This is a genomic window from Pseudomonas sp. CCI1.1 (assembly GCF_034348165.1).
GTDB lineage: Bacteria > Pseudomonadota > Gammaproteobacteria > Pseudomonadales > Pseudomonadaceae > Aquipseudomonas > Aquipseudomonas paracarnis.
Map to the genome: position 1 here is coordinate 4,881,162 of NZ_CP133780.1, position 20,644 is coordinate 4,901,805.

Genomic DNA, 20,644 nt, shown 5'->3' on the forward strand with positions numbered 1-20,644 from the left:
GGTTTGAGAAAAGGTGAGAAAAGGAGACAGATTTATTTAAATTAGAGTTGAAAAGCATATTAAATAAATCTGTCCCCTTTTGTTCGAAATATTTCTGTAAGGGTGGCACGGTAATGACTAAATATAAGCTTGAGTTTCGGCATAGACCTAGTGTTTCAGAGTCTATCGAAGAGAGGCATAAAGATTTTTTGAGAGCTATAGGCGATTTGGGCGTTCCGTGGAGTTTGAACGATGCCTTTGAAGTTCCCCCTATTGGAAGCGAGTTGGTGACCTCGGTGTCATTGGATAAGCTACTTCCAGTCGGCGTTAAAGGTCGAATTTCATATGCTCTGCGAGATCAGAAGTATCTCCAAGATGATGCGCAGTTTGATGATACGCTATTTATTGAATTTACAGACTCCAAAGTCGACTATTCGTATTTGTTGAAGGTTGTTTTTCCTGTTTATATAAAGGCGTTTGGCTCCTATCGCTCAGCTTTACATGATTGGAGTGTTACGAGGAGCGATTGGCCTTTAGTGTTGGAAGCTTGTGATGCTACAAAAAAAGACGTTAACGGTAGGGATGGCGTTTTTCGTATAAATGCAGCGAATTATTTCGATAAGGAGTTGTGTTTTCGCGCCTTTGAAAAAGGGCCTCGTGAACTTGTTGATTTGTTGAATGGTTATGTAGAAGAAGTGTGTGAGTTTGAAGAGGGGGTTTTGATTGTAATTAGTTATACTCCGCTTTCTGCCGACGAACTACTCAGTGCGGGTGATCGAATAAAGAGCTTAGTGGTTTGATTTTTTGTCTAGTCAAATTGGTTGGTGTATTGCAGTTTTGATTGCAAACGAAAAGGGGGCAGATTTACTTAAATTAGAGTTTAAAGGCGCACTAAATAAATCTGTCCTCTTTTTCACCTTTTTCATTTACGCAATACCTACTGGGGTAGGAGTTTGGATACAGTCCTGGTTGAAAAATCGTAAAGAGCGTGAGTCTAACTATAAAGACAGGGGCCAAGGGAATTGAGCACAAAGCGGGCGACACAAAGGCCGCCCGGTTTTCACTCAGGACGGATCGGCATTAAGCCTGCGACTGATGACATCCAGCAAATCACACCCATCGCGCAGCGGAATGGCCAGCAAGTGGGCGAAGTCTGAAAGCACTACGGCATCGCTGCTGAGTTGTTCGCGGAAGGCCAGGTTTTCCAGCAGTTGGGTGACGGCCCGAATGCGGTGCACGGCGGCGTCGTGAAGGACGTCGAGAGGTGCCTGGGTGTCGATGATCAGGGCTGGGACGGTGCAGTCGTGGCCGGTTAGGGGCATGTATCTATTCATACTTAACACTCTGTTTTTGGTGGTTGAAGCCACCACTCAATCGTCGCCAAACGAATGGGTGGCAGCTGTACGCAGGTTGGCGAACCGGCAACAGAGTAAACCGGCAGACCCGAAGGTCTCCCGCGCACAGCCGCCATAACGAGCACAGCTTTGCGGGTGCAAAAACACCTGCATGAAGCGGATTGCTTTTGCACTCTGTTGTCAGGTCGCCAAACCTGATCGCCGTATGGGCGACGGCCGGACTATAAGCCCCTCACCCAAAACCGCGCAAGGCATCACAGCAATGGCACAATGCTTCGGGCCATGCCATAAAAATGAGATCCCGCCATCATCGGCACTCTCAAAACCGCTCCACCGTTACCCACAAGGAAGAAATACATGATCAAGTTGTTCTGCAAAGCCGCTGTCGTTCTGTCCCTTGCCACGCTGTTTGGCTGTTCCTCGACGCCGTCGGTGGAGAAGATGCAGGCTGACGTGGCGAACTATTCGCTGCCCAAGGCTGCCGTGGCCGATAAAGGTTTGGTGTACGTCGTGCGCCCTAGCAATGTCGGGATGATGGTGCGGTTCAATGTGTTCCTGGATGACAAGGAAGCCGACTCGGAGATGGGTTACAACCGTGGTAACCAGTACATCTATTTTTTCGTGACGCCGGGCAAACACGTGATCAGCTCCAAGGCTGAAAACTGGGCGGACATGCCGATTGATGTCAAAGCGGGTGAGGTGGTTTACCTCAAGCAGGAAGTCGAAATGGGCTTCGCCGTGGCGCGTAACAGCCTCAAAGCGCTGAGCGAAGTCGAAGGCCGTTACCTGGTCAAGGATGCGTCCTTGGGCACCATTGCCAAAGAAAGCAAATGAGTTGAGCCAGTGTGTCGGCAGGGTCCAGGCTCTGCCGACTTCTCGTATTCACTGCAAACATTAAAGGACTGATGTGAAAAACCTCCTTTTCATTCTCCTCACCACCCTCATCCTCGGCGGCTGCGTCAGCCACCCCCTCACTCCCGAAAACCGCGCGCAGATCAAGACCGTCAAAGTCCTGCCCGTGAAGTGGGAAAAGAACATGGTGTACTTCGGCCGCGAACAGGCCTGGGGCGCGGCCCTGGGTGCCGGGGTTGGCGCCGGTGTTGGCATGGCCAGCGGGGCGTCCAAGCTGGGTACTGCGGCGTTGAGCGGCGCCGGGTTTGCCGGCGGCATGAAGCTTGGGCAGTTGGCCGAGATGCCGACGCCGGTGGCTATTCTGACGGTGATGGAGGCGGAAAAACTCGATGTAGGCGTGTTGCTCAAGCAGGGCTTTATCGATGAGTTGGGTAAGATTTCGACGCTCAAGGTGGTCGGCGATGATGAGCCCGCCGATGCGCAGATTCAACTGACCGTGTCCGAGTGGGGCTTTCGCCTGACCCAGGGTTTCAGCAGTGTGATTTATCCGACCCTTAACGTGTTAGCGCAGATGGATCGCGGCGATGAGATGGTCTGGCGCACCTTTGAAGCGGTCACGCCGTTTAATGGTCAGAACGTTTATGGCTATACACCGTTAACCTACCGCACGGACCCTGAAGCCTTGCGCCGGGCGTTGACCGGGATTACGCAGATTTCTGCGCAGTACCTGGTGAAGGAGCTCAAGTAGGGCTGTGCGAAGGCTGGCGGCTGTTGGTGTGCGGGCTTGGGCTAATGCCAGTCAGGGTTAAGCGCAGTTCCCCTGTGGGAGCGGGCTTGCCCGCGAAGGCGGTGTGTCAGTCGCTGCATCTGTTGCTGCACTACCGCTTTCGCAGGCAAGCCAGCTCCCACATTGGATCTTCGTTGCTTTGGGCATTGCGTTCGTTTAATTGATCGGCATTGGGCTTGCCCGCGAAGGCGGTGTGTCAGTCGCTTCATCTGTTGCTGCACTACCGCTTTCGCAGGCAAGCCAGCTCCCACATTGGATCTTCGTTGCTTTGGGCATTGCGTTCGTTTAATTGATCGGCATTGGGCTTGCCCGCGAAGGCGGTGTGTCAGTCGCTGCATCTGTTGCTGCACTACCGCTTTCGCAGGCAAGCCAGCTCCCACATTGGATCTTCGTTGCTTTGGGCATTGCGTTCGTTTAATTGATCGGCATTGGGCTTGCCCGCGAAGGCGGTGTGTCAGTCGCTGCATCTGTTGCTGCACTACCGCTTTCGCAGGCAAGCCAGCTCCCACATTGGATCTTCGTTGCTTTGGGCATTGCGTTCGTTTAATTGATCGGCATTGGGCTTGCCCGCGAAGGCGGTGTGTCAGTCGCTGCATCTGTTGCTGCACTATCGCTTTCGCAGGCAAGCCAGCTCCCACATTGGATCTTCGTTGCTTTGGGCATTGCGTTCGTTTAATTGATCGGCATTGGGCTTGCCCGCGAAGGCGGTGTGTCAGTCGCTGCATCTGTTGCTGCACTATCGCTTTCGCAGGCAAGCCAGCTCCCACATTGGATCTTCGTTGCTTTGGGCATTGCGTTCGTTTAATTGATCGGCATTGGGCTTGCCCGCGAAGGCGGTGTGTCAGTCGCTGCATCTGTTGCTGCACTACCGCTATCGCAGGCAAGCCAGCTCCCACATTGGATCTTCGTTGCTTTGGGCATTGCGTTCGTTTAATTGATCGGCATTGGGCTTGCCCGCGAAGGCGGTGTGTCAGTCGCTGCATCTGTTGCTGCACTATCGCTTTCGCAGGCAAGCCAGCTCCCACGTTGGATCTTCGTTGCTTTGGGCATTGCGTTCGTTTAATTGATCGGCATTGGGCTTGCCCGCGAAGGCGGTGTGTCAGTCGCTGCATCTGTTGCTGCACTGCCGCTTTCGCAGGCAAGCCAGCTCCCACATTTGATCTTCGTTGCTTTGAGTATTGCGGTCGGCAGTAGGGTAAGCCACCCACCTATGGCCGAAACAACTTGAGAACCGCTCTCAACCCCGTAAAATGCCGCAGCCGTTGCATCACCGTCTTTCAGGGAAGAATTCAGGCCAGCACGTTTTCAGGCTGCCTTTCTCCTTGGAAAACCCAGCAACGCTGATTTCCTCACCCAAGGAGCACCCTGTGAAGACACTGTCCAAAATCCTGCTGTCGGGCCTCACCGCCGCGGCGCTGTTGACCGTGGCCGGTTGTGCCACCGAGAGCAACCGCGCGATGCCGGTGGAGCAAGTCGCCAGCGCCCACGTTGCCTATTCCGGCGTGCGTGTGCCGATTGCCGTGGGTAAGTTCGATAACCGCTCCAGCTACATGCGCGGCATCTTCTCCGATGGCGTTGACCGTCTCGGCGGCCAGGCCAAGACCATCCTCATCACCCACTTGCAGCAGACCAACCGCTTCAGCGTGCTGGACCGTGACAACATGGGTGAAATCTCCCAGGAAGCCAAAATCAAAGGCACCGTGCAGAAGCTCAAGGGCGCTGACTACGTAGTGACTGGCGATGTAACCGAGTTCGGCCGCAAAGAAACCGGCGACCGCCAGTTGTTCGGCATTCTCGGCCGTGGCAAGACCCAAGTGGCCTACGCCAAAGTCGCGTTGAATATCGTCAACATCAACACCTCCGAAGTGGTGTATTCCACCCAGGGCGCTGGTGAGTACGCGCTGTCCAACCGTGAAGTGATCGGCTTCGGCGGCACCGCCAGCTATGACTCCACCCTCAATGGCAAGGTGCTGGACCTGGCCATGCGCGAAGCGATCAACCGCCTGGTCGACGGCATCAACGCCGGCGCCTGGAACCCGCGTAACTGATCAGCCACACCACAAGGAGCAGTACACGGATGAGCAAGGCAGTGAAGTTAGCGCTGACGCTGGCAGCAATCGCGACGGTAGCCGGGTGCCAAACGGCGCCCCAGCCCCTGTATCAATGGGAAAGCTACCAGCCGCAGGTTTACGAGTACTTCAAGGGCGAGCCCAAGGAAGCGCAGGTGGAAGCACTGGAGCGCGATCTGCAGAAGATCAACGCCAGTGGCCGCAAGGCACCGCCGGGTTACCACGCGCACTTGGGCATGCTGTACATGAACATGGGCAAGGATGACCAGATGGTGCAGGAGTTTCGCACCGAGAAGGCGTTGTTCCCTGAGTCTGCTGCGTACATGGACTTTCTGTTGAAAAACGCCAAAGCCGGAGTCGCCACCAAATGAGCCTGTTAAAACTCACCGGCGCCTTGCTGGCCCTGGCGTTGCTCGGCGGTTGCGCCGCACCCAAGACGGTTGATTATTCGGCGTACAAACAGGCGCGGCCCAAGTCGATCCTGGTACTGCCGCCGATCAATGAATCGCCGGAAGTGCAGGCGTCCTACAGCCTGGTGTCGCAAGTCACCTACCCGCTGGCCGAAGCCGGCTACTACGTGTTGCCGATTGCCCTGGTGGACGAAACCTTCCGTCAGAACGGCCTGACCACCGCCAACGATATCCAGGCCGTACAACCGGCCAAGCTGCATGACATCTTTGGTGCGGACGCGGCGCTGTACATCACCATCAGCGAGTACGGCACTCAGTACATGCTGATCTCCAGCGACACCTCGGTGACGGCCTCGGCCAAACTGGTGGACCTGCGCACCGGCACCACCCTGTGGACCGGTTCGGCGCGGGCGTCGAGCGAGGAGGGCAACAACAACGGCGGCGGCCTGGTGGGCATGCTGATCACGGCGGCGGTCAAGCAAGTGATCAACAGCTCTACCGATGCGGCGCACCCGATTGCCGGTATCACCAGTGCGCGGTTGCTGTCGGCAGGGCAGCGCACCGGCATCTTGTATGGCCCGCGTAACCCGAAATACGGCACGGACTAAGAGAACACCGCCATTCAACTGTGGGAGCTGGCTTGCCTGCGATAGCGGTGGGCCAGTGCTGGAAAGGCTGCCTGACACACCGCTATCGCAGGCAAGCCAGCTCCCACATTGATCGGGGTGAATTTCAAGGGTTTAACCCGAACCCAACCTATGTCGCGTCTGACCTTGTGAACGGCTCATTCATTCACGAGGTTCAGCCCCATGTCCCGCCCTCTGCTTTACCTGCGTCCCGCTGCCCAAGGCTTCACCGTTACCCTGCTGGTGGCGCTGGCTGGGTGTGGGCTGTCATCGTCCCCCGAAGTCTCCAAACCGGTTGAACCGGCGCCTCTCGCCGAGCTGCACAGCGCGCCGATCCAGAATGCAGTGGTCAAGCGGATGGCCATGTCGGCACCCATGAGGGTGCGGGAAATGGCGACGATGGACTACCGCAGCGAACCCCGCGAGCAATACGCCAACCTGCCTGACAACCCCGTGCACCGCGTCACCGAAACCCCGGTCTCCACCTTCAGCGTGGATGTCGACACGGGCAGCTACGCCAACGTACGGCGCTTCCTCAACCAAGGCCGCCTGCCCCCCGAAGGCGCGGTGCGATTGGAGGAATTGGTCAACTACTTTCCCTACAATTACGCCCTGCCCACCGACGGCTCACCCTTTGGCGTCACCACCGAAGTGGCCGCCACACCGTGGAACCCGCGCACAAAACTGCTGCGCATTGGCATCAAGGCTTCCGATAAAACCGTGGCAGAACTGGCGCCCGCCAACCTGGTGTTCCTGGTGGATGTGTCCGGCTCCATGGACCGTCGCGAAGGCTTGCCGCTGGTCAAAAGCACGCTGAAATTACTGGTGGATCAACTGCGTGATCAGGACCGCGTGTCACTGGTGGTCTACGCTGGTGAATCCCGCGTGGTGCTCAAGCCCACCTCGGGCAGTGAAAAAGCCAAGATCCGCAACGCCATCGACCAACTCACCGCCGGCGGCTCCACGGCGGGCGCGTCCGGCATCGAACTGGCCTACCAGATGGCCCGCGAAGGCTTTATTGCCAACGGCATCAACCGCATCCTGCTGGCTACCGACGGCGACTTCAATGTGGGCATCAGCGATTTCGACAGCCTCAAGCAAATGGCCGTGGCTCAGCGTAAAAGCGGCGTATCCCTGACCACCCTCGGCTTTGGTGTGGACAACTACAACGAACACCTGATGGAGCAGCTCGCCGACGCGGGCGACGGTAACTACGCCTACATCGACAACCTGCGCGAAGCGCGCAAAGTGCTGGTGGAGCAACTCAGTTCCACCCTGGCCGTGGTGGCGCGGGATGTGAAACTGCAGGTGGAATTCAACCCGGCCCAGGTCAGCGAATACCGCCTGCTGGGTTATGAAAACCGCGCCCTGAAGAGTGAGGATTTCAACAACGACAAGGTCGATGCCGGCGAGATTGGCGCAGGGCACACGGTGACGGCGCTGTATGAAATCGTGCCCAAGGGCGAGAAGGGCTGGTTGGAACCTCTGCGTTACGCCGACGCGCCTGCGACCGAAGGCAAGTCCGATGAGCTGGCGATGCTGCGGGTGCGCTACAAACCAGCTGCGGGCGGTAACAGCCAGTTGATCGAACGCCCCATCGCCAACCAGGCTGCCCCGGCCAGCGACGACCTGCGTTTCTCGTCTGCCGTGGCCGCCTTCGCCCAACAGCTCAAGGGCGATGGCCGCTACACTGGCACCATGAGCTTGCAAGACACCGCCAAACTGGCGCGCTCGGCCCGCGGCGATGACCCGTTCGGGCTGCGCAACGAATTCGTGCAACTGGTGGAGCTGGCCCAAAGCCTCAAACCAGAATCCCGAACACAACAATGAACCAATGTGGGAGCTGGCTTGCCTGCGATGCAGACAACTCGTTCACCAGGCACACCGAGTGGATGCCATCGCAGCGTTGCGACGATTCGACAAGCCAGCTCCCATACTAACCCTGCTTCGGCTGACCAAAAGGAGTTCGCCCACTACATGGCCGTTCCAGACGACTCACCCAGCGACGAATCGCTGCTGGCCCGCTACCGAACCGGTGACGCAGCCGCCTTCGAAGCCTTGTACACGCGCCACCGCCAGGGCCTGTACCGCTTCCTCGTGTCCCTGTGCAACAAAGCCGAACTGGCCGAAGAAATCTACCAGGACACCTGGCTCAGCCTGATCCGCAGCACCACCCAGCCACAAGGCCGGGCGAGTTTTCGCACCTGGTTGTTCCAGATCGCCCGCAACCGCCTGATCGACCATTGGCGCAAGCACGGCATCCACAACCCCCTGCATGACAGCTACGATGAACAGCTGCACGCCCAGGCCGACGACAGCGACGGCCCCGAGCAGCAACTGACCCTCAGCCGCGACCAGGCGCGCCTCGACGCGGCCCTGCAAGCGTTGCCCGAAGACCAGCGCGAAGTGTTTCTGCTGCGCCTGCACGGCGACCTCGAAGTACCGCAAATCGCCACCCTCACCGGCGCCCCGCTGGAAACCGTAAAAAGCCGCCTGCGCTACGCCCTGCAAAAATTGCGGCGCCTGCTGGCCGAGGAGGTATCCGTATGACTGACTCCCGACACACCCCAGACGATGCGCTGCTCCAGCACTATCGTCAACACAACACGGGCGAGCCGCCCGCGTCCCTCGACGCCTTCATCCTCAACGCCGCCCGCCGCGAAGCCCCGCAGCCGCAACCCAGCCTGTGGCAACGCTGGATGCAAGCCTGCCAACGCCCGCGCTGGCAAATGGCATTCGCCACCGTCGCCGGGTTGGCACTGATGATCGGCGTGGTCATGCGCTCCCCGGTGCAGCAACCTGAAATCTCCACCGCGACATTCTCCGCGCCGCGCCACGAAGAAGCGGCTCACCCGGCGCCGCAAGCGTTTTCCGCACCCGCGCCAATGGCCCGCATGGCCGTAGCGCCTAGGGTTGAAAGCGCTCCTGCTCAAGCCGAAAGCGCATTGGCGGATCAGCCAGCGGCAAAACTCAGCAAACGGACACTGCCTACGTTGGAAGAAGGCCTGCAGGAGATTGTGAACCTGCGTCGAGCGGGGGAAACCAAGGCGGCGGACGAGAAACTGCTGGCGCTGTACCAACGCTTCCCCCAGGAGGACTTGCCGGCACGCTTAGAAGCACTGCAAACGCGTTAAACCTTCCGCCACAAAAAAGCCCCAGGCCTGTCGACCTGGGGCTTTTTATTACAACGCGCCGTAGGCTCGGGACCACGCCACCGTGTCCGTGAGGGTCTGCTCCAACACGCGAAAACTCAGCCCCAGTTCCTCTTCACTTTTACGGTGGTCAAAGCGGGTACGGTGCTCCTCGCGTATCAACAGCCGCAACGTCGCCATGCTCAGCAAAATGGGCTTTCCAGTCAGGTACGCATAGGCCTCTTGCACCGCTGCCAACAGGTACAGCGCGGGCAGCGGCAGTTGGCGGGAGGGCACCTTGACCCCGGCAATACGCCCCAGCACAGGCATCAGCTGGCGCATGGTCAAGTTGCGACCGGCTGCGAGATAACGCTCGCCTCGTCGCCCGCTTTGGGCGGCGGCGATGTGCGCCCAGGCCACATCGCGGGCATCGACCAGCGAAAAGGTGCCAGGAATCAGCCCCGGCAACTTGCCGTTGATCACGTCCCTCACCAACTGCCCCGAAGACGTCGGCCCACGGTCACCCGGCCCCCACATCCAACCGGGCAAGACCATGCAGGCGTGCATCTGCGGGTGGCTTTCAAGAAACCTCAACACCTCCCGCTCAGCCAGGATCTTGCTGCGGTAGTAGTCGTCCGCATCGGCTTCGGCCCGCAGGCACGTCTCGTCGATCGGCGTACCGGGGGCGCCGTCGAGCACGGCAATCGACGAGGTATGCACAAACCGTCGCACACCGGCGTCATACGCCTGTTGCAGCAGGGCTCGCGTACCGACGACATTGATCTTTTCCAGCTCCTCCCAATGGCTGCCGCCCTTGTAGTTATCCCGAAAAAACGCCGCGCAGTGAAACACCGTATCGCAGCCTTGCAACGCCGCCGCGAAGGCATCCACATCCGCCATGTCTCCCACCACCTGTTCCACATCCGGCAAATCGCCGAACTGCTGCGCACCCTTGGCCGCCGAGCGCACCAGCGCCTTCACCGCATAACCCCGTGCGACCAACTCCCGTACCAGGTTATTGCCCAGCAAGCCGGTGGCACCGGTCACAAAGGTGCTGTGAAAGCGATTGGGGTTCGTGTTCATACAGGCCATTCCATTTGTTGAGAAGGCCAGTAGATATACCGGTCAGCCCGCGCCGTAAAAACAGCGCCTACGGCATAATGGCTTTGCACATCTGCACACCAGGGAAGCGCGGAGATATGGCATTGCAGGCAAATTGGGACGATCTTCGACTGCTGCTGGCAGTCTCACGGCGTGGCAGCTTTTTACAGGCAGGCCAATTACTGGGTATCGCGGCCTCTACCGTCTCCCGCCGCCTCACCCAACTGGAAACCGCCCTGGGCGAACCACTGGTGGAACGCGGCGTGGAAGGCTGCCGGCTCACCTCCCGAGGCCAAGCCCTGGTGGACGTCGCCCTGGCAGCCGAATCCGGCCTGCGCCGCCAGGCCGCCGTCGACGGCACGCCGGCAACCCTCAGCGGCACCGTGCTGGTGAGCGCCGGCGAAGGCTTTTCCGCCAGCGTGCTCGAAGCCGCCAGCCGCTTCACAGCGCAGCACCCAGGCTGTTCCGTAGAACTCCAGGTCACCACCGACTTTCACAAAATCGTACGAGGCGTGGCCGACATTGCCATACGCACCGTACACCTGGGCGAACCCTCCCTGATCTACCGAGGGCTCGGCAAACTGGACTACGGGGTATTCGCCACCGCCGAATATCTGCAACGACTCCCTGCGCTAACCCCAGCCACTGCCGCCAGTATTGCCTTGCTGCCACCGCTGGACCTGCTCCCGCAAATGCGTGCGGCGAAAGCTGCCGGACTGGACCATGCGCCGATCAGGGTGAGTTCGTTTGCGGTGCAGCTTGAATCGGTGAGGCGCGGGATGGGGGTGGCGGTGTTGCCGCGTATTTTGGCGACGGGGTTGAGTGAGGTTTTTCAGGAGATAGAACTGCCGGCGATGGAGGTTTATTTGGTGACGCGGCCGCAGGCGTTGAAGCAGGGGCATATTCAGGGGGTTTTTGGGGTTTTGGAGGGGGTGTTGCGGGACGAAATCTCCAGCCTGGATAAGCAGCATTTCAGGAACTCATCGAGTCCTGCGTAAGGCTCAACCCATCGGGATGTAGGCGCTCAGCCACTCGTAGCAACATCGAGTTGCGTGTGCAAGTGGCTCACAAAAAAGCCCCGGGTCTTAAGACCCCGGGTGTTTCATTCATATCTGGCTCCATACTTCTGCGGCGATGGTGCTGGCGTCCTTTGACATTTCCAACACACCAATGCGTTCTTGCCATTCCCCGAATTTGATAGGTAGAAAAGACGCATTTGTAATGCGCAGCGCAGCTTCGGTGATATACCTCTACGGCATCAGCTGCATCTGCGACAAACCGTATTCCCCCAACGAATACAGCAACGTCCCATACCCCAGCTGGACGTAGCCAGCCCTGTCAGCACCGTAATCCCCGCCACCACCTTCCACTTGGCCGTTATTTGCCATGGCCTGCACATTCGGTGCGCTGAGGCCCTTTCGCACGGCGTAGTGGTTGTAGAGCAGTTCCCATATCGGACGGGGTTCGCCGCGATGATCGGCCGAGATGACGGTCTGTTTGAAGCTGCTGTTGGGGATGGGGGTAAACGGCACCTCCTGGCCAAGGTTGTACTTGGCCACATACTCGGCGCCCTGCAGCACGCGGTTGTTCTGGTAGCCGAACAGGTCGTTGCCCTGGCTCCAGGCCATTTGGCAGAAACTGCCGAGCAGGGCTATGTCGAGCATGGCGTGTGACTGATCACGTACGCTTTCCTGGACTTGGCCAAGGCCATCGCCGTAGAGCTTCCACACCGCGTGTGCGATGGCGCCGTTACCGGTGCCGTGCTTGAAGTAGTCGACGGCCTCGTTGTAGAGATCGCGGCGGTCGGTCAGTACGCCGATGGCCAGCATCGAGTTCATGTTGGCTAGGTCCCAGTTGGCCCCATGATGATCAGGCCGGGCGCCGTCGTGGTTCACCAGGAAGTCATGATTGATGGGGTAGAACACAGTGAGCATCATGCCTTGAAAACGCTGGAAATCTTCCGCCCGCCACTTTGGGTAGCTGCGCAGCAGTTCGGCCGCGTTGGCCAGTTGGTAGCCGTACAAGCCTGCCACCAAAGCTCTGCCGGGCTTGTCTTTGATCGCGGTGAGGGTCGAGGCCCACTGGTTCAAAATACTCACGGCCTTGTCGGCATACGCCGGGTTGTTGGAGATCTGCCAGCGCAGGGCCAGTGCATACGCGGCGGCTGCGTCGTTGAACAGAACACTGTCGTTATTCGGGCCGCCTGAAGTGGGGTACACCACCGGCATCGGGTTGGGCTGCCAGGCTAATGAGGCATGGGGGTTGGCGATCAGCTTCTGCCAGCCGGCCAGCCACGGCTGGTTATAGTTGGCCAGCTTCTCGCGTATCCGCGTGAAGTCCTCCCGGGTCTGGAGCAGGCCAGGATGCACGAACGCTTCGGTATGCAGGATGGGGGAGGCTTGACTGCCGATACTCATCAATAGCGCATAGAGCAGCACGGCTCTTTTGGACAGGTACTTCAAACGGATCATCGTGTGTACGCCCTGATGGGGAGAACCTTGCGCGGTCTGAAAAGCCATTCGCACAGGACCGGAATCTGCCCCAGGGATAGTCCAGATGAAGGCTGCATACCCGGGGCTTGTTGTCAGAACGTGTAGTTGATTGCAAACAGGCCCAAGCCTGCGGTTTCGCGCCTTACCAGCGGGCTGTCGCTGGCCTGGTCGGCGTATTGAGTCAGCGTCAGGCTGGCCAGCGTTGACCAGTGCGCGTCGAAGGTGTGCTGCCAGTTCAAGGCAGCGGAGTAGGCATAGATCCAGGCGTCGGCGGTGTACTTGCTGTAGATCGAGCGTTGGCTCTGAGCCTGGGTGACGCCGAAGAACGTCTGGTTGTAGCGGCTATCGCCGGCATGGGCGTCGATGGCCAGGCTCAGGGTGTCGCGGTCTGTGTGCAACAAGATGCCTTCCAGGCCAAAGCGGTAACGGTTGCCTCGGTGCTCGCCGGCCATGCGCAGTTCGGCTTCGCCGTTGACCGACAGCCAGTCAAGCAGTTGTTGGCTGAGGGTAAAGTCGGCGACGGTTGCGCCGTTGATATCGCCCATACCTCTGAGCTCGTCGCCGCCCGGGTTGGTGGTGCTGTCCTTCTCTTTGCGGCCCAGGTCGTAATTGATCGCTGCGCTGGCGCTAAAACCACTGTCGGATTGAAATTGCAGGCCCACGCCGCGAGTGGTGTCGGCGAACAACGCTCCGTGCTGGATGCTGAGCATCGGCAGTACGAACGGACGGTAGCGGTCAGCACCCATGTAGCGAGGCGTGACACCCATGCCAAGGCCCAGGGTAACGGTGGTTTCTTCGGCTGTCGGGCTGGCGTCGGTCGCCTGAGCCTGGGGCGCGAGCGCGCAGCACAGCAGCGTGACGGCGCCCAACAGAACGTTGTGGGTAGGGGAGGTGGTGAAGTTCATGGTCAAGCCCTATGTGCAAAAGAAGACAGCAGTGCGCCCGCCGACGCGCGACACAACGCCTCCCTCTGATCGAGCTGTTCAGGCCCGTTGATAGGCTTGGACAGCGATGCAGTGGTCGGCATAGGATCGGCTCGCGAAAGCGGGCGTAGGGCAATACTGGCAGCGCACTTTCAATAAACCGTTCGTAAATTATCAAGGTTTCATCAAGAGGCTTCTTTGTGTCAGGAAAACGTATCCTCATCGTCGAAGACGACGCCGACAGCGCCAACATTCTCGAAGCCTACTTGCTCCGGGATGGCTATGAGGTGGCCCTGGCCGAAGACGGCCAGCGCGGTCTGGACCTGTACAAAAGCTGGCAGCCCGACCTGATCCTGCTCGACGTGATGCTGCCGCGCTTGAGCGGCACCGAAGTGTTATCCGCCGTTCGCCGTAGCAGTGACACGCCGGTCATCATGGTCACGGCCATGGGCGACGAACCGGAAAAGCTCGGTGCCTTGCGTTATGGCGCGGACGACTATGTGGTCAAGCCTTACAGCCCGCGCGAAGTGGTGGCGCGGGTGCACGCGGTGTTGCGGCGCACCACCGGCAACCAACCGGTGGAACACCTGCTGCGCCATGAAAACCTGCGGGTGGATCTTGTTGCGTTTACCGCAGCCATTGAGCAGGGCGAAGCACCACCGCAATGGCTGGACCTGACCCCAACGGAATTCAAGCTGCTGGTGACGTTGCTCAAGACGCCGTCCAAGGCCTTCACCCGTGATGAGTTGCTGGAAATCTGCCTGCCGGAAAGCGAAGCCCTGGCCCGCGTCGTCGACACCCACGTGCACAACCTGCGCCGCAAGCTGGAAAACCACGGTATCACCGGCGTTCTAGTCACGGTGCGCTCCATTGGCTATCGATTCAGGTAACGCACATGCTTGAGCAACCGCGGGTCAACGACAAACCCATGTGGCGCTGGATCGGCCTGCGCATGAGCCTGCTGGCGATCGGCGCGGTGGTGGTGATCTCGGTGTGCATGTGGATCAACGTCACACTGTCGGACTGGTATTTTGTGCAGCATCTGCCGCCGGGGCCGCGTGAGGAGCTGCTGGCGTTGCGCGCCGAGCCAGAGCTCAATGAGGCACGCTTGCGTCAAGTGGTTGCCCAGTACTATCCGCTGGACTATTTCCAGCCGGCTATCGCCAATCGCGACTGGCTGATACTGATCGGCCTGGTGCTGGCCGCGATCCCTATCATCATTGGCTTCGGCCTGTGGTTTTCGCGGCCCTTGTCCAGCCAGTTCTCGGCAATTGCCCAGGGCGCCCGGCGAGTCGCCGGCGGTGATTTCCTGACGCGCCTGCCGGTGCACCGCGACGCGCCCGACGAGCTGCAACGGCTGGTCAGCGACTTCAACAGCATGACCACGCAACTGGAGCGCTATGAGCGCGATGTGCGTGAATCCAGCGCGGTCATTGCCCACGAACTGCGCACACCCTTGAACGCCGCCATGGGGCGCGTGCAGGGTATGCTCGATGAGGTATTCCCCAGCGATGCCATGCAGTTGGGCATGGTCAAGCGTCAGCTCGATCAACTCAGAAAGCTGGTGGATGACTTGCACCTGTTGTCGATGGCTCGTGCTGGCCGGCTGGTGCTGGAGCGCAGCGAGTTTTCTCTGGCAGCTCTGGTGGCGGAGCGGTTGGCGTGGTTCCAGCCGCAGTTGGATGAGGCTTGCGTGCTGACGCAGGTCAGTATTGCTGATGGGCTTCGTATGCATGCCGATCGTGATCGCCTGGGCCAAGTGATCAACATTCTGGTCGATAACTTGCTGCGTTATGCGGCCGGGGGAGGCGAGTTGAATGTAACGGCGCGCCGGGTTCACGGTTCGGTGGTGATTGAAGTCGGTGACCGAGGGCCAGGTATCGAAGCCCAGCATCTGGACAGCGTGTTCGACCGCTTCTGGCGTGCAGAGCGCTCCAGGGCACGTTACTCGGGGGGGAGCGGGCTAGGCTTGTCCATCGCCCGTGCGATCTGCCAGGCCCATGGCGGTACCATTACTGCCCGCAATCTGGTCGAAGGCGGTACGCTGATCAGGGCGGAGGTTCCTGTGTAGGCGTTTCTTCTTTGCTTGAGACCGGCGCTCAAGACGGTGAAATCGTAATGATCGTAGAGCTGGAAAACTGCTTGGGAAAAAGGGAGGGGAAAAGGGGATTTATTTTCACCTCTACTATCCCGACGCGACTCAACACTCTCTCACCACCCACCAAACCAAAAACAAAAAAGCCCCAGATCTCCCGACCTGAGGCTTTTTCATTTCATATCTGGTGCACCCGGCGGGATTCGAACCCACGACCCCTGCCTTCGGAGGGCAGTACTCTATCCAGCTGAGCTACGGATGCTTGTGCGGGCGACATCATACCCATGTCGACCTGATGCGTCCATTCCAGCGTTTTCCCCGCCCCCTGTCGTACATTTCCGACAAAAAATGGCTAATCGCCACCCTCATTCACAACTCCCCGCGCCGCACGTCCCTTTGTTTGCTTTGCTCTTGTGGCTTTACACCGCTTCCACGCCGCAATTCCTCAGGTGAACGCATGCATTCCAAAGGAACCGTGATGCTCGATCTCCCGCTCAGACAAACCCTGCTGGCTCGCTCCGATTTGTTTCGAGGTATGCCGGAGCACCTTTTGTGCTATGTCGCCACCCATATGGTGGAGCGCACGCTGGATGATCGTGAGCTGTTGTATTTCAAGGATGACACCCTCGAATTCATTGCGCTGGTGGTGGAGGGTCGGATTTATTCGGTGGTGCATGGGCCGGATGGGCGCGAGCAGATTATCGGCAGTACCGGGGCCGGGCAGGTGGTGGGGGAGACGGCGTTGATCAAGGATCATGGGCGCGAGTCTTCTACCTTTGCCAGCGGGCCCACGCGGTTGTTGCAGTTGGGTAGCCGGCATTTTGCTGTGTTGTTTGAGGAGCCGGTGTTTCTGCGGCGTTTGTTGATGCTGATGATGCTGCGCTTGCTGCACGCCATCGAGTTGTTGGAGTTGGTGTGCCTGCATCGGCTGGAGTCGCGCTTGGCGCGGTTTTTGTTGGCGAACCTGGGTGAGATCGACCTGGCGTTGGCCTTGCCCAGTGTGTCGTTGCCCGCAAGCCAAGGGGTGTTGGCGTCGATGCTGAACACCAGTCGGCCCAAGTTGAATGTGCAGCTGCAAGTGTGGCGGCGCAGTGGGGTGATCAGCGGCGATCTGGAGCGCATGGTGATCAACGATGTCGAGCAGTTGCGGCGCAAGGCTTTTGCGCTGAATTAGTTGTGGCGGTGTTCCCCAGGTAACAGCGTACCCCCGTCGAGCCCTCGCAGACTGGCCCTTCATCAAGGATGCACAGGAGTGCTGGCGATGGGGATGACTGTTCAGTTCAAGGATCAATGGGCCGCCGATGACCGTTTGTTCGAAGCAAGTTGGCGCGCTGTGCACGGCGAGCTCAGGCGCCGGGCGTTGCGGCGGGCCAAGGGCAATCTGGATCAGGGCCAGGAGTGGTTGGCGGCGACGGCGATCAAGGCCCTGTTGTTCTTTCGGCGCTCGCCCGAGCGCATTCGCGACCCTGAGGGGTTTCTGTTTCTGGTGCTCGATCATGTGTTTCTTGACAGCGTGCGGCGCAGCAAGCGCGAGGGGCGGCTGTTCGATGATTCGGTGGACCTTGAACACGATCACCTGGCCGCGCTCGCCGCGCCCTGCGCCTCGGTGCTGGAGCGGGTGGAATGTTATGAGCGCCTGGAGCAGATCGAGGCGCACGTCGCGCGGTTACCGCTGTTGCAGCAGCGCTTGTTCGAGATGCGTTTTGTCGATGACCTGCCTTACCCGCAAATTGCCGCCGAGCTGCACGTGAAGCTGCCGCTGGTGCGCAAGCGTGTGCAACTGCTGCGCAGTGCCTTGCGCTGAAGGTGATTCACACATGTTGGCGTGGGGCGTTCTAGTGGTATGAGCGCAGCACGCCGCCGCTATCCACACCCAAACCTGGGTGAATGCCATCAAGGAGAGATGTATGACAGAGGTCAACAGCCAGATCACCGACGCGGTCACTCAAACCAACGTCAAGGTGGTGGCCGAGGCGCCAGCCCAGGCCATCGCGTCGCTGTACCAGGTGGCCAGCAGCGCGGCGGGCCTGTCGTTGCAGAACGCGGTCAACAGCCAGCAGGCGATGAACCAGATTTCCAACGCGGTGATCTCCAAGGCCGTGGCGCTGATCATGCAGATTGGCGAGAAGGGCTGAGCCCTCGGGAGATCGATTATGTCGTGGTTCAGCAGAAAGAAACCCGCCGCCTCTCCAGCAACGCCCGCCGCCGATTCACCTGCGTCGGCGCCCGCCGCACCGGCCTCGCGCTCGATCATGGCGCGCATGAACGAGCATTTGCTCAATCAGGTGAGCGCGCCGTCATCCGACAGCACGGCGGCGCTCAATAGCCAGATTGTGCAGGCGGTGCAGTTCACCAATTCGCAGAACTTTGCCTATGCGCCGGCGCAGATCGCGGTGCCGGCCGACATGATGATCAGCCAGGCGGCCGGGCTGGTGGCGCAAGCGGCGGCGGGGTACTTCGATGGGGTCAGCAAGATCGCCCTGGCGGCCCAGGCCGTGCTGCTCCAGCAAATGACCGAGAACATCGTCAAGGACAACCTGCCGGCCGCTGCCGAAGATGCCTTGGGCGCCCTGGCCACCGACCTGCTGGTGGGCGCCGCTGCCGCCGTGGCTGCCGCTGCCGGTGCGATGGAAGCCGAAGCCGCCAGCGTGGCCATCGACAAGATCGACCAGAGCATCGCCAAGTACGCCGACACCCTGGCCAACCGGGCCGCGCCAGCGGCCTGAACCGAGCACAGCGCTCCAGCGTTCTGCTGGGGCGGTGCAACAGCAACTTGAAAGCAACTTTTCTTGAGTGAGGAGCGACATCATGCAGCCTGGAGATATTATTTTTTCCGTCAAACAAGATGACGACAGCGCAACGCGGGCGTTTATCAAAGCCGGTCAATTGGTCAAGGCCAAGGTGTTCTCGCAGGACACGACCTACCTGAATGTGGTTCACCCGGCGATTGCGGTGAGCGACACCCTGGTGATCGAAAGTGTCGGCAGTGGCCTAGCCCTGACCGACCTGAGCCTGGAAAAACCGCCACGCTCGGCGATGGTGTTTTCCTGCGTGGATACCGAACTGGGCGAGGCAGCGACGGTGGCTGCCAAGCAGTTCTACTTCGACAAGATCGGCGGTGATATCCGGGGCCGCTACAGCGTGTGGAACGCGATGATTTCAGCCTTTCGGCGCTGGACTTCCGATACCAGCCTGGTGACGCGGATCAACGAGTCCATCGACATCGGCAGCGGGTCCTTTTGTTCGCAGTTCGCGGCCAACTGCTATGAGGTCGGCAACCTCTACAACGAGGCCAATCTGCTGCCGCCTCCGCCGGCCATTTTTCCCAACCAGCCCAGCGCCATAACGCCTGCGGAGTTGGCGACCTTCTGTGATTCGTCGCCGCATTTTTACTTTGCCGGTTTCTGGCAGGACAACGTTGAGGTGCGGCTTTAGCGGGCGTGTCGCCGCCAAGGCAGCCCCTAAGGAGCTCGATATGCAACCCTCGGTCCTGTCCACCGACGACCGCCAGCGGCTCGAAGCGATGCTGCGCAACCCGCAGGTATTCGCCGGCACGCCCCAGGCCATCGTCGACGAAACCCTCAAGCGTGCTACCGAAGTGCTTGCGCAATCGAAGGCCAACGAACAAGCGCTCAAGACCGCGGCCCTGCAACGTGAAGCGGCCCTGCGCCAGGTGTTGGACGGCGCAGCTCCCGACCAGGATGCGCAACGCAAGGAAGTGCAGGCACTGATCCAGGGGTTGATCGCCCAGATTGAAGCGGCGCTGGGCCCCGCAGCGAAACCCTAAACCAGGTTTCACAGCGCCTGTTTCGCAACGTTCATTGATGAACACGGAATGCACCGTGTACTAAATAAGGAAATTGATCATGCCATTAGTCAACGAGCAAATTACCGACGCGGTCACCCAGACCAACGTCAAAGTGGTGGCCGAATCGCCTGCGATGGCGATGAGCACTATTTATCAATCCATGGCGCAGGCCACGGCGATTCTGTTCCAGAACGCGGTGTCGGCCCAGCAGCAGCAAAACACCCTGGCCCAGGCGGCCACCAACCAGGGCGTGATGCAGATCTACAGCGTCGATACCACCGCAGGTGCGGCGGCCACCGAGAAAGTCGCCCAGGGCGGCGTGTCGGATAACCTCACCAGCCTGTTGACCGTGCTCAAGTCGTTCCAGCCTTAAGCACTGAGCAATAACGGATGTTGTTCTTTCTCAACCCAGGAGTTTCAACCATGAGTACAGTCAGCCCGCAAATCACCGATGCCGTCACCCAGACCAACGTCAAGGTGGTTGCCGAATCACCCGCGATGGCCATGAGCACTATTTACCAATCCATGGGCCAGGCCACGGCGATTCTGTTCCAGAACTCGGTCTCGGCCCAACAGCAACAAAACACCCTGGCTCAGGCGGCTACCAACCAGGGCGTGATGCAGATCTACAGTGTCGACACCACCGCTGGCGCCGCCGCCACCGAAAAAGTCGCCCAGGGCGGCGTGGCCGACAACTTGACCAGCCTGCTGGCCGTGCTCAAGTCGTTCCAACCTTAAGCTGCAAGGCCCCCAACAGCCCCGGCGCCCACAAGGCTCCGGGGCTGTTGTCGTGTGGGCACTTGATCCGAAAGATGAGCCGGATGCGCCATATTCGTTCTTTTTTTCGAACATCCTATTGCCCTGTACCCCCATTGATCCTAGGATTCGTTTGAGATTTCAAACGCTCTGTCTCCCGTGCGCTCTTTCATTTTTTCTGCGCGCTGGGGCTGATTTCCCTGACGGCAGCCCACAAGGCGCCTTTCAACAACTCTAATTCGCTCCGCGTGCGCGCGGTG

General features: G+C 59.4%; 24 protein-coding genes and 1 tRNA gene. 20 read left to right on the forward strand and 5 right to left on the reverse strand.

Features of this window, described 5'->3' with window-relative positions; translation table 11 throughout:
- Nucleotides 1-113 precede the first annotated feature (113 nt).
- Complete coding sequence (locus RHM69_RS22075) at nt 114-779, forward strand: hypothetical protein (protein WP_032901603.1); 666 nt, start codon at nt 114-116, stop codon at nt 777-779.
- A gap of 264 nt (nt 780-1,043) precedes the next feature.
- Here the strand turns inward: RHM69_RS22075 and RHM69_RS22080 are convergent, their stop codons facing one another.
- The gene (locus tag RHM69_RS22080; RefSeq protein WP_005783616.1) at nt 1,044-1,301 is read right to left on the reverse strand and encodes a hypothetical protein; all 258 of its coding nucleotides are present in this window, start codon (nt 1,299-1,301) and stop codon (nt 1,044-1,046) included.
- 474 nt (nt 1,302-1,775) lie between these two features.
- Here RHM69_RS22080 and RHM69_RS22085 point away from each other — a divergent pair, with 474 nt between their 5' ends.
- The 8 genes from RHM69_RS22085 (at nt 1,776) to RHM69_RS22120 (ending at nt 9,212) form a co-directional block, all read left to right on the forward strand.
- A complete protein-coding gene (locus tag RHM69_RS22085) occupies nt 1,776-2,168 on the forward strand; it encodes a DUF2846 domain-containing protein (RefSeq protein WP_171905465.1) in 393 nt (130 codons plus the stop codon).
- Between the two features lie 73 nt (nt 2,169-2,241).
- A complete protein-coding gene (locus tag RHM69_RS22090; RefSeq protein WP_166405487.1) occupies nt 2,242-2,934 on the forward strand; it encodes a hypothetical protein in 693 nt (230 codons plus the stop codon).
- A gap of 1,406 nt (nt 2,935-4,340) precedes the next feature.
- Complete coding sequence (locus RHM69_RS22095; protein WP_005783620.1) at nt 4,341-5,021, forward strand: CsgG/HfaB family protein; 681 nt, start codon at nt 4,341-4,343, stop codon at nt 5,019-5,021.
- Nucleotides 5,022-5,050: 29 nt separating this feature from the next.
- On the forward strand, nt 5,051-5,413 hold the full coding sequence (locus RHM69_RS22100) for a DUF4810 domain-containing protein (RefSeq protein ID WP_005783622.1): 363 nt from the start codon (nt 5,051-5,053) through the stop codon (nt 5,411-5,413).
- Entirely contained in the window at nt 5,410-6,060 is a 651-nt protein-coding gene (locus RHM69_RS22105; RefSeq protein WP_005783625.1) for a DUF799 domain-containing protein, read from the forward strand. The genes RHM69_RS22100 and RHM69_RS22105 overlap by 4 nt, the downstream gene beginning before the upstream one ends.
- Before the next feature lie 201 nt (nt 6,061-6,261).
- Nucleotides 6,262-7,908, forward strand: coding sequence for a vWA domain-containing protein (locus RHM69_RS22110; RefSeq protein WP_200600840.1), 1,647 nt, complete (start codon nt 6,262-6,264; stop codon nt 7,906-7,908).
- 147 nt (nt 7,909-8,055) lie between these two features.
- Nucleotides 8,056-8,628 (forward strand): RNA polymerase sigma factor, encoded by a 573-nt coding sequence (locus RHM69_RS22115; RefSeq protein WP_003187508.1) that lies wholly within the window; start codon nt 8,056-8,058, stop codon nt 8,626-8,628.
- Complete coding sequence (locus tag RHM69_RS22120) at nt 8,625-9,212, forward strand: hypothetical protein (RefSeq protein ID WP_200600838.1); 588 nt, start codon at nt 8,625-8,627, stop codon at nt 9,210-9,212. Before RHM69_RS22115 ends, RHM69_RS22120 begins: the two co-directional genes overlap by 4 nt.
- Nucleotides 9,213-9,260: 48 nt before the next feature.
- Here RHM69_RS22120 and RHM69_RS22125 read toward each other — a convergent pair whose 3' ends face one another.
- Nucleotides 9,261-10,292, reverse strand: a complete 1,032-nt coding sequence (locus RHM69_RS22125) for an SDR family oxidoreductase (RefSeq protein ID WP_200600836.1) — start codon at nt 10,290-10,292, stop codon at nt 9,261-9,263.
- Between the two features lie 116 nt (nt 10,293-10,408).
- Here RHM69_RS22125 and RHM69_RS22130 point away from each other — a divergent pair, with 116 nt between their 5' ends.
- Nucleotides 10,409-11,308: a LysR family transcriptional regulator gene (locus tag RHM69_RS22130; protein ID WP_200600834.1), complete on the forward strand. Its 900-nt coding sequence runs from the start codon at nt 10,409-10,411 to the stop codon at nt 11,306-11,308.
- Nucleotides 11,309-11,560: 252 nt separating this feature from the next.
- Here RHM69_RS22130 and RHM69_RS22135 read toward each other — a convergent pair whose 3' ends face one another.
- Together RHM69_RS22135 and RHM69_RS22140 are read right to left on the reverse strand one after the other, a co-directional pair.
- Nucleotides 11,561-12,781, reverse strand: coding sequence for an alginate lyase family protein (locus tag RHM69_RS22135; protein ID WP_200600832.1), 1,221 nt, complete (start codon nt 12,779-12,781; stop codon nt 11,561-11,563).
- Nucleotides 12,782-12,894: 113 nt separating this feature from the next.
- The gene (locus tag RHM69_RS22140; protein ID WP_200600830.1) at nt 12,895-13,707 is read right to left on the reverse strand and encodes a MipA/OmpV family protein; all 813 of its coding nucleotides are present in this window, start codon (nt 13,705-13,707) and stop codon (nt 12,895-12,897) included.
- A 218-nt stretch (nt 13,708-13,925) separates the two neighbouring features.
- Between RHM69_RS22140 and RHM69_RS22145 the strand changes: the two genes are divergently transcribed.
- Entirely contained in the window at nt 13,926-14,615 is a 690-nt protein-coding gene (locus tag RHM69_RS22145) for a response regulator (protein ID WP_003187519.1), read from the forward strand.
- A gap of 5 nt (nt 14,616-14,620) precedes the next feature.
- Nucleotides 14,621-15,796 (forward strand): sensor histidine kinase, encoded by a 1,176-nt coding sequence (locus tag RHM69_RS22150; RefSeq protein ID WP_019819932.1) that lies wholly within the window; start codon nt 14,621-14,623, stop codon nt 15,794-15,796.
- Nucleotides 15,797-16,005: 209 nt separating this feature from the next.
- Here RHM69_RS22150 and RHM69_RS22155 read toward each other — a convergent pair.
- A tRNA-Arg gene (locus tag RHM69_RS22155) sits at nt 16,006-16,082 on the reverse strand.
- Between the two features lie 195 nt (nt 16,083-16,277).
- Here RHM69_RS22155 and RHM69_RS22160 point away from each other — a divergent pair.
- From RHM69_RS22160 to RHM69_RS22195, 8 genes are all read left to right on the forward strand, one after another.
- Nucleotides 16,278-16,994: a Crp/Fnr family transcriptional regulator gene (locus RHM69_RS22160; RefSeq protein ID WP_200645828.1), complete on the forward strand. Its 717-nt coding sequence runs from the start codon at nt 16,278-16,280 to the stop codon at nt 16,992-16,994.
- A gap of 87 nt (nt 16,995-17,081) precedes the next feature.
- On the forward strand, nt 17,082-17,624 hold the full coding sequence (locus RHM69_RS22165) for an RNA polymerase sigma factor (RefSeq protein WP_175563004.1): 543 nt from the start codon (nt 17,082-17,084) through the stop codon (nt 17,622-17,624).
- Between the two features lie 103 nt (nt 17,625-17,727).
- Nucleotides 17,728-17,955 carry a RebB family R body protein gene (locus RHM69_RS22170; protein WP_003187543.1) on the forward strand — a complete coding sequence of 76 codons (228 nt, stop codon included), beginning with the start codon at nt 17,728-17,730 and terminating at the stop codon, nt 17,953-17,955.
- A gap of 18 nt (nt 17,956-17,973) precedes the next feature.
- A complete protein-coding gene (locus RHM69_RS22175; protein WP_200600826.1) occupies nt 17,974-18,546 on the forward strand; it encodes a hypothetical protein in 573 nt (190 codons plus the stop codon).
- Between the two features lie 82 nt (nt 18,547-18,628).
- On the forward strand, nt 18,629-19,255 hold the full coding sequence (locus RHM69_RS22180) for a hypothetical protein (RefSeq protein WP_014716414.1): 627 nt from the start codon (nt 18,629-18,631) through the stop codon (nt 19,253-19,255).
- Nucleotides 19,256-19,295: 40 nt separating this feature from the next.
- A complete protein-coding gene (locus RHM69_RS22185) occupies nt 19,296-19,607 on the forward strand; it encodes a hypothetical protein (protein ID WP_102666681.1) in 312 nt (103 codons plus the stop codon).
- 79 nt (nt 19,608-19,686) lie between these two features.
- Nucleotides 19,687-20,001, forward strand: coding sequence for a RebB family R body protein (locus RHM69_RS22190; RefSeq protein WP_003187550.1), 315 nt, complete (start codon nt 19,687-19,689; stop codon nt 19,999-20,001).
- A 50-nt stretch (nt 20,002-20,051) separates the two neighbouring features.
- Nucleotides 20,052-20,366, forward strand: coding sequence for a RebB family R body protein (locus RHM69_RS22195; protein ID WP_003187551.1), 315 nt, complete (start codon nt 20,052-20,054; stop codon nt 20,364-20,366).
- The last annotated feature ends 278 nt before the right edge of the window (nt 20,367-20,644 follow it).